Annotated in this window: 11 protein-coding genes and 2 pseudogenes; 4 read left to right on the top strand and 9 right to left on the bottom strand. The window is 48.9% G+C overall.

Translation table 11 applies throughout. From position 1 onward, the window contains the following. Nucleotides 1-58: 58 nt before the first annotated feature. From L991_RS01850 to L991_RS01865, 4 genes are all read right to left on the bottom strand, one after another. The gene (locus L991_RS01850) at nt 59-517 is read right to left on the bottom strand and encodes a spore coat protein U domain-containing protein (RefSeq protein ID WP_028450108.1); all 459 of its coding nucleotides are present in this window, start codon (nt 515-517) and stop codon (nt 59-61) included. A gap of 123 nt (nt 518-640) precedes the next feature. Further along, the gene (locus L991_RS01855) at nt 641-1,093 is read right to left on the bottom strand and encodes a spore coat protein U domain-containing protein (protein WP_034619523.1); all 453 of its coding nucleotides are present in this window, start codon (nt 1,091-1,093) and stop codon (nt 641-643) included. An 862-nt stretch (nt 1,094-1,955) separates the two neighbouring features. Then, nucleotides 1,956-2,342 (bottom strand): VOC family protein, encoded by a 387-nt coding sequence (locus L991_RS01860; RefSeq protein WP_028450106.1) that lies wholly within the window; start codon nt 2,340-2,342, stop codon nt 1,956-1,958. Nucleotides 2,343-2,581: 239 nt separating this feature from the next. After that, nucleotides 2,582-3,028: a hypothetical protein gene (locus L991_RS01865; RefSeq protein WP_028450105.1), complete on the bottom strand. Its 447-nt coding sequence runs from the start codon at nt 3,026-3,028 to the stop codon at nt 2,582-2,584. Between the two features lie 85 nt (nt 3,029-3,113). On the opposite strand from L991_RS01865, the pseudogene L991_RS01870 reads away from it, so the two are divergent. Then, a pseudogene (locus L991_RS01870) lies at nt 3,114-3,293 on the top strand (transposase); the annotation flags it as partial. A 4-nt stretch (nt 3,294-3,297) separates the two neighbouring features. After that, a pseudogene (locus L991_RS01875) lies at nt 3,298-4,282 on the top strand (IS256 family transposase). 133 nt (nt 4,283-4,415) lie between these two features. Here the strand turns inward: L991_RS01875 and L991_RS01880 are convergent. Continuing rightward, nucleotides 4,416-5,651 (bottom strand): patatin-like phospholipase family protein, encoded by a 1,236-nt coding sequence (locus tag L991_RS01880; protein WP_156128948.1) that lies wholly within the window; start codon nt 5,649-5,651, stop codon nt 4,416-4,418. A gap of 221 nt (nt 5,652-5,872) precedes the next feature. Between L991_RS01880 and L991_RS16235 the strand changes: the two genes are divergently transcribed. Continuing rightward, the gene (locus L991_RS16235; RefSeq protein WP_052190505.1) at nt 5,873-8,206 is read left to right on the top strand and encodes a mechanosensitive ion channel domain-containing protein; all 2,334 of its coding nucleotides are present in this window, start codon (nt 5,873-5,875) and stop codon (nt 8,204-8,206) included. 63 nt (nt 8,207-8,269) lie between these two features. On the opposite strand, the gene L991_RS16240 is transcribed toward L991_RS16235, so the two are convergent. Genes L991_RS16240 through L991_RS01900 form a run of 3 tightly spaced genes read right to left on the bottom strand, consistent with a single transcriptional unit; the run spans nt 8,270 to nt 10,627 of the window. Continuing rightward, the gene (locus L991_RS16240; protein ID WP_156128949.1) at nt 8,270-9,346 is read right to left on the bottom strand and encodes a hypothetical protein; all 1,077 of its coding nucleotides are present in this window, start codon (nt 9,344-9,346) and stop codon (nt 8,270-8,272) included. A gap of 43 nt (nt 9,347-9,389) precedes the next feature. Then, nucleotides 9,390-10,193 (bottom strand): hypothetical protein, encoded by an 804-nt coding sequence (locus L991_RS01895; protein WP_156128950.1) that lies wholly within the window; start codon nt 10,191-10,193, stop codon nt 9,390-9,392. 14 nt (nt 10,194-10,207) lie between these two features. Then, a complete protein-coding gene (locus L991_RS01900) occupies nt 10,208-10,627 on the bottom strand; it encodes a hypothetical protein (RefSeq protein ID WP_047391583.1) in 420 nt (139 codons plus the stop codon). 139 nt (nt 10,628-10,766) lie between these two features. Here L991_RS01900 and L991_RS01905 point away from each other — a divergent pair, with 139 nt between their 5' ends. Next, the gene (locus L991_RS01905; protein WP_028450100.1) at nt 10,767-11,018 is read left to right on the top strand and encodes a helix-turn-helix domain-containing protein; all 252 of its coding nucleotides are present in this window, start codon (nt 10,767-10,769) and stop codon (nt 11,016-11,018) included. Nucleotides 11,019-11,102: 84 nt separating this feature from the next. On the opposite strand, the gene L991_RS01910 is transcribed toward L991_RS01905, so the two are convergent. Then, a complete protein-coding gene (locus tag L991_RS01910; RefSeq protein ID WP_028450099.1) occupies nt 11,103-11,414 on the bottom strand; it encodes an H-NS family nucleoid-associated regulatory protein in 312 nt (103 codons plus the stop codon). Nucleotides 11,415-11,474 lie beyond the last annotated feature (60 nt).

Below are 11,474 nucleotides of genomic sequence, written 5' to 3' on the forward strand. Positions count from 1 at the left end.
GGTGTACCCGAGCGACAGCGTAGCTCAATGTGCATTGGCGAGTGGCTCAATACGTGGATTAAGGCGTGAGCGTTAGTACGACGGTGTCGGTATAACCATTGGCCACCGCGGCGGCGTCTAGATCGCTGCCTTTGATTTTGGCGCTTAAATTGAGTGTTTCTGGGCTGGCGATGCCTGCCCCGGTGCCGCTTTCTTTGTCTAGTGCCAATTCATACGGCAGTTTATTCGCGCCGCTGATTAATTGATTACTGCCGTTTTCGGCATTCCGGCCAGAGTCGGCCGAAATCGTGTATGGCACGCCTGCACTGCACCAAAATTGCGTTGACGCGGGTTGGCTAACATCGCCTTGGCCTGCCCGTAAGTCGCCCATATTGATGGTGACGTCAGACGCATCGGTAAAGGCACACGTGCCGACGATATTGGCATTGATAATGACGTTTTTGCTCGCCGCTACCGCCGACGTGGCTAGAGTGGCTGCCGCAAGCGCTGCAAGTAGATGGGTCGCAATTTTATTCATGATGATGCCTCTTTTGAAAACAATGGGTTTAAAACGCATAAACCTAGTTCACAGTTTAATGAGGCAGGGAGTGCGCTTCATCGCAGTAGTCCACTGCGACGGCGTGTAATATTACATCGAAGCTTACGGGTTAACGCTCAGTACAACGGTGTCGGTGTAGGTGCCAATTGGGCGGGTGGCGTAGTCGGCTTCCAATACGGTGGCTTTGAGCTGTAAATCAATCACGCTGCCTTGGCTGATGCCCGAGCTAGGGCTCACCGTAATGGCGTAGGGTAGGCGCGCATTGCCATTTCTAGCCGCCATTTGCCGCTGTGTTCCCGATGGATATAAACCATCGCTGAGCCGAACGTAGAATTCGGTGCCGCTGGTGCAGGTGACAGGCACGCTGCTTTGCAGTGTGCGATCGCCATGGCCTAGCTCGCCAAAGTCCATCACTAAATCTTCGCCAGTCACAAAACTACAACTGCCCAGCACGGTAATTTGTAGCTGCAATTGGCTTGTCGCCGCCGCTTGCGTGAATGTGCTGAGGGCGCATAGCAAGAACGTGGCTAATAGTCGATAAATACGCGTTGCCATTGTTGTTCCTCCCTTTTGCTGATAGCGGCCCACTGTCGGCCTTGTTTACAGTCAACTGGGCCTTGCTGCGTGGTTGTGATGTCGAGCGGGGCGCTTGCAGGAGGCAATTTCGTGGCGCAAGTTGACACCACATTGGCGCTAATTCTCACTTCTTTAGCCCAAAGCGATGAAACAACTAGGCTGAGGAAAATTAGACCTAGAGTTCTCATAAAGTCAACTGAAGTTAAAACTTGGAAAAGGCTAAGCAGCATATTTTTTGCCAAAACGTAGCTTAAACGAAGAAGTTAATGCTTTGGGCATTTTTTGCGAACGCTGAATTGACCTACCTCTGGAGGGTGTCCTAATTTTGTGTAAATGGTTATTTGGCAGGAAACTGCCGTATTGTCCGGATAAGCTCCATATTTGCAGGGCTGCAATATCAGCAGCTTCACCACCTTCCCTAGTGCTCAACAGTTTTCAATTCTTGCTCAAAAATTGATACGATTGCGAAAACAGTCGAGATACTTTCTGCATGAGCTCAGCATCAAAACAACCTTTCACCCGTTACATCGTTGGCCAATATGGAGAGTGGTCATCTGCAGGCCCAATTCTGGGTGAGGAGTCCCCAGGCTATCCAGTTCATCGCGTTGCACCAGACGAGCCTCATGTTAAACATGCTGTAGCTTGGTTTGTCTATGAGCATCACGCCATTCAATTCGCGACGCTACTCAACGCTTCAGATCGGTAAGTTAGCGTACGTGTATGCATAGCCAGTCACTCTAAGTAGCTGTACATCCACTCAACGTGCTGCGTGGGGTGGAAATCGGGCCTAGCAGGCTAGGTCTTCGAGTGGATGACCTCCTCCCGAAGAATCGTTAGGCCATCATTGCATTGAATGAAGGCCAATCAGATTGCCTTCAGTATCGACCACCATCGCAATAAAACCGTGTTCACCAATAGACAGTTTAGGTTTAAAAACTTCTCCACCATTTGCCGCCGCCCGTGCAGCCTCAACTGAACAGTCCTCGCAAGAGAAATAGACCAATGTACTCCCTCCAGAAGGGCAGCCAGGGAGTTTTACCAGCGCTCCAGCTGCACCTGAATCTTCCATTGACATTGGAAATGCCCACATCTCCATCTCTGGGAAGCCGATTGGATCAGGATTTTTTAGCTCTTCTAATGTGCCATCAAAGACCGCTTCGTAAAATGCCCTAGCACGAGGCATGTCCTGAACGTAGATTTCAAACCAGCCAACAGGATTGCTTTTCATGGTGGGGCACCTTTTGAAGAAGTTTTGAATAGGGCTAATGTATAGCCGATTCAACATGTTATGCAGGTTCTCTATTTCTTCTCAATCGTTTCGTGTTAATGATCCATGAAAGCTAACAGTCGGTTGTGCCCATTGGCACGCTTGTGTTCCGGCACCAGCGTTTTAAATCAAGCCATCTGGTCCGTATGCTCCCTAGTCTGCGGATTCCCTTAACAGAGAAGTGTCGTGATAAGTCGTGGTCACTTTTTTATGACTACTGGGTTAATTGCAGTGGCCGGCGTAAAACTGAACGCGATATGTGGCAAGGTGTTCAGGTTAATCACCACCTCATGCACGGTGTTTGCTTCCAGCGGGTCCATCGGGAGCAAGAATGCTTGGGCCGCATCAAAGCTCGACTCACCCTGATAGCAGCCCGTTAGATCACCAGGAATTGGATTGGTACACCCATTTTGGATACGACGAACCGGCAAAAACTGGCCAGTGCGGGTGTTTTTGATCGTTGCTGAGATGATTGAAGGCGTGACCCCTTGTGGCACTTGAATCAGAAGCGGGGTACCCACTACACGAGCGCCAACATCCGGTGCGGGATTCGGGACTTCCTGATTAGGGCGGAATTCATTGGGGACTTTGGAGCCTTGGCAGGGATAGGTTCTGGCGCGATCTTGGCCTACTTTGCCTGCATCCACGAAGGTCAAATCTGTAGTGGCACACTGAATTTGGCCACCTGATTAGAGGTGTTATCCTGCACCTCATCAGTGATTAGATGACTTCATGAACATCAAAACCAGACCCACATTCACGCCTGAATTTCGCCTCGAATGTGCGCAGCTTGTGCTCAACAAAGGCTATTCCGTTCGAGAGGCCGCCCAGGCAATGAACGTAGGTAAGTCGACCATGGATAAATGGGTTCGGCAATTGCGCGAAGAACTCGCCGGCATGACGCCCAAAGCACCCCATTCCTGATGAATTGATCACAGACCTGCTGGCTAACTACCAAAAACCCGAAGACCTCATCGGTGAGCAGGGTCTGCTCAAGCACCAGACCCGTTGGACTGGCTTTGATGACAAAATCCTCTCGCTCTACGCACGTGGCATGACGGTACGCGAGATTCAGGCTCATCTGGAAGTAATGTATGGCACCGAGGTGTCGCCCAGCCTGATTTCATCGGCTACCGATGCGGTCATCGACGAAGTCAAAGCTTGGCAATCTCGGCCACTAGACGCGGTTTATCCGATTGCATATCTGGACTGCATTCGTCAAAGTCCGCGAAGGTAGCGTGCGCGTCAAAGCAGTCTATTTGGCACTGGGCGTCAATATGGCGGATGAGAAGGAGGTGCTAGAAATGTGGATTGCTCAGACTGAAGGCGCCAAATTCTGGCTGCAGGTCGTCACCGAACTGCGCAATCGTGGTGTGCAGGATATCTTCATTGCCTGCGTCGATGGACTCAAAGGCTTCCCCGAAGCGATTGAAGGGTCTTCCCCAAAACAGCTATGCATCGTGCATATGGTGCGTCACAGCCTGCATTATGTTTCGTGGAAATGGCGCAAAGCGGTGGCGGAATATCTGAAGCGGATTTACCAGTCGGCGATGGTCGAGGAAGCCGAACAGCGGCCAGCTGAATTTGAAGCGCGCTGGGATGAAGAATACTTGCCGATCAGCCAATCCTGGCGGCGCAATTGGCCGCGGCTGACTCCCTTCTTTGACTTCCCACCGGAAATCCGCAAAGTGATTTACACGACCAACGCGATTGAGTCGATGAATATGAGCCTGCGCAAGCTGACCAAAAACCGGGGCTCATTCCCGAGCGATGAAGCGTTACTGAAATTGTTCTATTTGGCGCTGCGCAACATCAGCCAGGAATGGACGATGCCACTGCGGGATTGGAAAGCGGCGCTAACCCGGTTTACTATCCAGTTTGAGGAACGACTTCCTCAGTAATCAACGAAGCCGATTTACACAAAATTCTGCACACCCTCACATGAGGCCAGCACGAGCATTCTTAAATAAAGCATGCTATAGGTCGTTGGGTGGCGATATAGCTTTCAAGTCTATTTCTAATTTTTCTGTAAAACTACTTCTCAGGTAAATCTAAGTGATTTACGGCTACCTGATGCTGCCATGCATTTCCATTTAATGCTCTTTCATATCCTAGTGAGAATAATTTTTTCATGTATTCTCTATCAAAGAAGTCGTTTGGCTTCTCATTGAAATCCATTGGGATCCAGGACAAATTGAAGCCGATGCCATCCCTTTGCGAAAGAATATAAACTTTGGCTAAATCGCCTATTCCCTGGGTCCGGATTAGTGATGAAATCGACTTGCTTAGAATTGGAACTAAAGAAAGTCCAACGTTGTCCCACTCCGGTGTCAACTTTGAATTCCTTATTACATAAATCTGTGGGGTGCCTTCAACCTTAAGTCGTTGTGCGATTAGTTTCCAATTCAAACCCGGTGCAGACAGAAATAGTTGTGAAGTTACACCGCCATCCACATGAACCTCCTGGTACACTCTAGTACCCACATTGACATCAATAAGCACAGGTGGGAAAGCCCCAGGGATGGATGCAGAGGCAAGAATCACTTTGTGAATAAGCTCCTTTGCATTTGGGCTGCCACTAGCCGCTATTTTGGTAATGTCCCATGTCACCGGACGCGTGGCGTCTAGGTTCGTCGTGCCAACTAACAATGATCGTCCCTTGCGGCCTTCAATCGCAATTTTCTCAATCATTTGATCATTGATGTATTTTTTAATGAGTGTTTTCAAGCGAACTGTATCTGCAGCCGCATCACCACTTATAATTGATAAAATGCTTCGGACTTCTATCAGATCCTTGGATGAGTAACTTGTGTATATTTCTTTTAATTGAGGATCATATTCAGAGCCTAAGAAAGCAAAAGGTGCGATCAGTGCTCCAGTACTTACACCTGTAACAATCTGAAATTCTGGGCGTTTGCCTGCTGCAGATAAACCGACCAGAAGTCCAGCCCCAAAAGCACCATCGGCGCCCCCTCCTGAAACAACGAGATAATTGTGAGGGCGATTCATTATCGCTGAAAACCTCGACTCCAATTCACTATCACTTAGATTTTTCCAGCGTTCAAACCCATCTGGAGTTTGATCTCCCCAGTAGCGTGCCTCTGGTATATCAGGGATAAAAGCTTGCTTCTCTAAAGCCTTCGGAAGAGGAGAGGTTCGATTTTGGGGCGTTGCACAGCCGGAAAAGGCAACAACCACGAACGAGAGGATGATGGAGCTAAGTAAAGTAGTAACCCATTTGCTACTGGTTGTAACAACGAATTGACTCACAAAGACTCCTTTAATTTCGAACGTGTCATTAGAGGTACGAAGCCCCCCCAAATATTATAAACCATCTTAGATCATCATCTTTTCATTAGGTTTACATCAAGATGGATCTTGGTGACTAGCATGCACAGATAAAATAATCATTTTTAGGCGTCTACTTGCTTGCAACTAGGCCTCAGCTACACAACAATGAGGGTTAACTAATCTACCAACCTAAGAACGTTATGCAGCTTCGCTTTGTGCTGATTTTTTTATTGTTATTGTCGTTCTATAGCAATGCAGGTCTAGATGCTTTGTTTCCATCCCAGATTCAGCGTGATGGTCAAAACGCAAGTGGGCCTACAAAGCTCATGACGGAGAATGATCCTCAGCGATTGGCACAGAAAATCGCCCTAGCTCAGCAGGCTATCGATCGACTCAATGCATCAGATAGTGGCGATCAGAACGACAATCGTATCTGGCTTGAGCTGCAAATCTATGCATACCAGCAAAATCAAGTTGCACTTGCCGGACTTGCTGGGCAAATCGAACTTCGTAAGTCTATTATCTCTCAGCCATTATTCCCAGTCGATAATATAGTAGATCTTGATAACCGGCGGAGTCAACTTCAATTAACAGATAATGAAATAAAAAATTTAATTGCAAGTTTGACTATGCAAGAAAAAGAGCTTGAGCAGAATCGAAGCAATCTTACCAATAGTGAGGTCGAGTTACGTCAGAAAACAGAAGATCTAGATAAAAATGTATCCGATTCCAGTAAAAAGACTCAAGCACTACAGGCTCTTCAGATTGCACAGCTGAAGCAGGAAGCTTATTCCGCAATATTGGCGGCACAAGATGCTCGACAACGATTTACACGTGCCCAGTTGCAAACACAGCGCGAATGGCGTGATGCATTGAATGCTAGCCTCTTGAAAGTCTCCCCCGCACCTAGATTCGAAAAGCAGGACTTAGATCGCATATTGAGTAGCATTTCTAAACGCCAGAAAGAACTTAAAACTAAGCAACAGCAATTGAATGGAGAGGAAAAAAAGCTACAGCTGGGTCTTGGTAATTTAATTGCCAGACGGCAGGAGTTGGAGCAAGAATTAAGACTATATCCATTAAGTGATAAAGTACAGGCAGACGAGAGAAGGAGACTCCTTTCTTATCAGCTTAATAAGCTAATGCAGGATGAATACCTTTTGCAGATGCGCCTAGAAAGCAATGCGATTAGTGCTGGTTTGCTGTCTGATAGTATTTTAGCAAATACACTTGAAAGTACATTCTGGAAGAAAAGATTTGAAATAAGTCAAAGTGAGGCTCGTGATCAACTTGCCGTTGTTCACGAGCAAATTCTAGGTTGGATTAAGCATCTATCTGGTCTGGAAGAAAATCTTGAATCATCCATATTGGTAGCACAAAGCCAATCAGCTCGGCTATTTCAGGAAAAGGATCCCCATAGCCAAAATCTTGCTCAGCTATGGCAAGCCCGCGAAGCGCGCTATTCAGAAGCTAAAGCAGAGATTACACATAATCGGATGCTATTCAGTCGCTGGGCTGATGAATTCGCAGGAAAAGAAGTAACCCAAAGCCTTGGTGCCCGTTATTCGCAATGGCAGGATACATTGCTGTCATTTGTTGAAAATAGTTGGAATTTTGAGTTGTTCAATGTTAACGATGATATTAACGTTGATGGACAAAATGTCTCAATTCGAAGAAGTGTTACCGTTGGCAAGGTTATCGTTGCAATTCTATTGGTGACTGTCGGTTTTTCTGTGTGTATCTGGCTTGGTAATTTAATTGAGCGGCAAGTGCGCCAACATTCATGCTGGTCCCCAGTTGCAATTCGGATTACTAAGCGATGGTTGCTTTCATTTTCATTCCTGATTCTATTGATTAATAGTTTGCTTTTGGTGCGTATCCCGTTGGCTGCGTTTGCATTTCTTGGTGGTGCCATTGCAATTGGTCTAGGTTTTGGTACTCAGACACTTCTTAAAAACCTCATTAGTGGACTCATGATGCTCCTAGAGCGCCCATTTAAGCCTGGAGATACCGTAGAAGTTGGTGGGTTACGTGGCACTATCGTTGATATGAGTGTTCGTGCTGCCGTTTTGCGCGATATTAACGGCATTGATACTCTAGTTCCCAACAGCACTTTTTTGGAGCAAAACGTCACGAATTGGACCTACTCAAGTAGTCTTGTGAGACAAAGTGTGCAAGTCGGTGTGGCGTACGGTAGTGATGTGAGATTGGTCGCTCGGTTACTTGAAGACGTTCTTCTGCAGCATGGGCATATCGACCAGCATCAAAAGAAAGAAATCCTACTTGAAGACTTTGCTGCAGATGCCTTGGTATTTGGTGTGTACTATTGGGTTGATCTAAATGGTTCCATGACGGGTCGGCAGATTGCTAGTGATTTGCGCTTTATGATTGAAGCAACTCTAAGAAAGCACAACATAGCGATAGCTTTCCCACAACGGGATGTACATATAGATCTAGCAGGAGATAAACCGCTTCGTGTTGAGTTGCAAGCTGCGAGTCTGTCAGTTGAAAATAGTAGGCCAAACCAAGCATGATTAGTCCTATCGTTTGCGTGCCCCTTGAGGGGCATGGATACTCTGATGCTCCACCACCCTTGATTATTTTTTAACCAGAACTGGATTGAGCGCTCCGATCGGAGTAAAGCTGAACACGATCTGCGGCAAGGTGTTCAGGTTAATCACCACCTCATGCACGATGTTTGCTTCCAGCGGGTCCATCGGGAGCAAGAATGCTTGGGCTGCATCAAAGCCCGACTCACCCTGATAACAGCCCGTTACATCACCAGGTATTGGATTCGTACACCCATTTTGGATGCGACGAACCGGTACAAATTGGCCGGTTCTGGTGTTTTTGATCGTTGCTGAGATGATTGAAGGTGTGACCCCTTGTGGTACCTGAATCAGGATCGGGGTACCCACTACGCGGGCGCCAACATCCGGTGCGGGATTCGGGACTTCTTGATTAGGGCGGAATTCATTGGGGACTTTGGAACCTTGGCAAGGATAGGTTCTGGCGCGATCTTGGCCTACTTTGCCTGCATCCACGAAGGTCAAATCCCCTTGTAGGAAGGTCAGCCGGAACTGCTCGCTGCCATCAGCTGTGGTGGCTTTGACGAAAGATGTTCCCACGTCACTGAGCGGCAACATATTGGCCCCCAAGTGATACACCGTATTCAATAGGCTTTGAGCCATGGCTTGGCCGGCTGTATTCAAACTCTGGAAGGTATAGCCTGCCGGCAAGCTCTGGGTGGTGAGGGTTTCTGCAACCCGAGGAGTCCCCGTCATGCCACCCGCACTATTGGCATTGGGATAGCCGCGATAACTGGCTCGCTGGGTAGGGGTAACACCGGTAAAACCGGTCTTACCCACGGTTTGAGTATGCACATAACTCAGATCATTTTCGGCTACTCGGTTGAGATAGTAGTTATTGGCATCAACCACTGCTGAATTGAGGGCACTTGAAGTCGTGATGGCGCCGAACCCACATTCATTGCGCGCGGCATTCAAATACGCTTGCGCCGCTACGGTGGCTGTCGCAGTGGTCTGCGATGGATCCACTGTCGGTGCTGGGGTCACTAAGGGGGCAGGCGTACTGGTACTCGTCGACGTACCGGTATTGGTCGATGCGCCTGTACCGCCACCCCCACCACAAGCGGTGAGTAGCGTGGTCAGCATCAGAAGACTCGTGGTGAGCGGGTGTGGATGTCGCATGATCAATCTAGGATTTGTTGTATGAGAATGAAATTTCAGGGGTCGGGTCCAGCTCTTCGGACGTGACGGTCTCTGGGTCTGCAAGGCATTCCAGCAAACGATTGACGACTCGCTCTAAGTTGGGCTTGTGCACCATCCAGAATTGCGGCCAGTCGAATGCAAAGCCGACTTCGGGCGCCGCCGTCATATTGAAGATCAAATAACAGCGCGCCATCAGGGCGTACAACAAAGCCAGTCCACCGAAACCCATGATCAGCCTGCCGTCATTGGTGGCGAAACTCGCAAGCCAGGCCCCGAGCACCGCAATTGGGGTGAAGATCGTCGGGATGTTCATAAAGTCACGCAATTTGAAGGCATCCCGAATATCGCTCGCGCTGGCCAAGAGATAGCGCTGTTGCGTACTGTGATTCACGATGCCAATCGGCAGCGTGCGGATTTCGGGTTTGCCAATCAGTGGTTTGAACTGAGACGAGGCGTAGAGCAGGCTCAGCACTTGTCCTTCGCGTAGCGAGATATCCAACTTAGGTAAATCCACTTCGACTTCACCCACTGCAGGATCAAACAGCCAGAAGTGGCTATCAACCTCGGTCTTGGACGTTACATACAGCTTATGGGTATCAAACCCCGGGTGTTGACCGTAGTGGCTGGTGATTTTTTCTCGTTCGCGGCGCTCAGGGGCAAGGACGAGTCCGTTAAGACTCGTGAAGCCCACGAGGCGCTTCCCAAAGAAGTAATTCCGCATCCGAAAAGCACGCGCTTGGCAAAAGGCGTTGAAGTTCGTTTCGTCGAGCTCAATGGGCGTCTGATTCATAGCCTGACACTCCATCATTGTGTGCAGTATTGTTTGCTGAAGGCCTTCTGCGTCGGTAAAGCCTGTCCTCGACCGACTGCACCACATAACTGATCGAACTGCTCCAGCTTGGGTCCTGCTAAGAGGCTATTGGTATTGCCCCGGCTGGCATTCGACAGTGACCACAGATCATCCGCCTTGAAGCGTTTGCATTCCTGCTGGATTTCGAACAAGCGATCACAGTCGGCTTTGGCCAGCTTGCCGCCCTCCAGTGGTTTTGTGGCGCCGCAATGTTTTGCCACCCACTCATCCACCCCAAAGCGACCGCTATCTCGGAAGACCTGCTCTGGCACACTTTGAACGCAGCGGTCCCATTCTGCGCCAGTCTTGGGTTTGGACCAGGCTGGGTAGCTCAGGCACAGTAATGCAATGAGGGGGAGTAGGATTCGTTTCATAGCGGGGCCTCGCGCAGGACAGGCTGTCATTGATCAGCAACTTCTCGTGGTTATTGCATAACAAAAAGGCAACGATAGTTGTCATATGTGCAACGATAGCGCGTAGTGAAGCGTGCGGCAACTGGGCATGCTGCAATGCATGAAAAATACAACCCAACCCGCAACAGCTCGCCAAGTGTTTGCCTACAATGTCCGGCTGGCACGTCGACTTAAAGACCTCTCGCAAGAAGCGCTGGCCTTGCAGGCCGGGATGAGCCGAACCTATGTGTCGGAAGTGGAACGAGGGGAGCGGAATATCTCAATCGATAGTATGAGCTTGCTGGCACAAGCCCTAGGTGTGCCTTTGTCAAAGCTGGTCGACCCTGATGGGTTTGAGCACATCAAGCTCTAGTGTGAGCAGCCATAACGGAGACAATAAAAAGCCCCATCCTTGGATGGGGCTTTTGCGTTTGAGGGACTTACTCAGTCGATCAAATTAGATCGCCAGTTCTTCCAGCGTTTTGCCAGCAGTCAGTGCATCGTGAACCCATTGAGGTTTACGGCCGCGACCTGTCCATTGTTGTGATGGGTCTTGTGGGTTTGCGTATTTTGCCGCAACTGCTTTAGCGGTTTTCTTGCCCGCTTTGCCGCCGAACAGGTCGGCGATGCTCAGGCCCAGAGTCGCTGCACGTTGTTGCACTTCAGCGCGCAGTTTTTCAATCTCGGTCGAGCGCCGGCTAGCCAACTCAGCATTAATCTGAGTGAGCAATGAATTCAGTTCTTCGTAGGTTTTGTTATCAAGTTGCATGTGTTTTCCTTAATTACTATAGGTACTTATTGTGTTGCAGTAGTCCGTCCGAGCAAACAT

Origin of the sequence: Chitinibacter sp. ZOR0017 (assembly GCF_000799095.1) — a bacterium.
GTDB classification, from domain to species: domain Bacteria; phylum Pseudomonadota; class Gammaproteobacteria; order Burkholderiales; family Chitinibacteraceae; genus Chitinibacter; species Chitinibacter tainanensis.

What these genes read in the sequence shown, in the direction of transcription:
- L991_RS01860 (WP_028450106.1), bottom strand. Translation starts at nt 2,342, where the DNA reads ATGAAAAGCAATCCTGTTGGCTGGTTTGAAATCTACGTTCAGGACATG.
- L991_RS01905 (WP_028450100.1), top strand. Translation starts at nt 10,767, where the DNA reads ATGAAAAATACAACCCAACCCGCAACAGCTCGCCAAGTGTTTGCCTAC.
- L991_RS01900 (WP_047391583.1), bottom strand. Translation starts at nt 10,627, where the DNA reads ATGAAACGAATCCTACTCCCCCTCATTGCATTACTGTGCCTGAGCTAC.
- L991_RS01910 (WP_028450099.1), bottom strand. Translation starts at nt 11,414, where the DNA reads ATGCAACTTGATAACAAAACCTACGAAGAACTGAATTCATTGCTCACT.
- L991_RS01850 (WP_028450108.1), bottom strand. Translation starts at nt 517, where the DNA reads ATGAATAAAATTGCGACCCATCTACTTGCAGCGCTTGCGGCAGCCACT.
- L991_RS16240 (WP_156128949.1), bottom strand. Translation starts at nt 9,346, where the DNA reads ATGCTGACCACGCTACTCACCGCTTGTGGTGGGGGTGGCGGTACAGGC.
- L991_RS16235 (WP_052190505.1), top strand. Translation starts at nt 5,873, where the DNA reads ATGCAGCTTCGCTTTGTGCTGATTTTTTTATTGTTATTGTCGTTCTAT.
- L991_RS01855 (WP_034619523.1), bottom strand. Translation starts at nt 1,093, where the DNA reads ATGGCAACGCGTATTTATCGACTATTAGCCACGTTCTTGCTATGCGCC.
- L991_RS01895 (WP_156128950.1), bottom strand. Translation starts at nt 10,193, where the DNA reads ATGAATCAGACGCCCATTGAGCTCGACGAAACGAACTTCAACGCCTTT.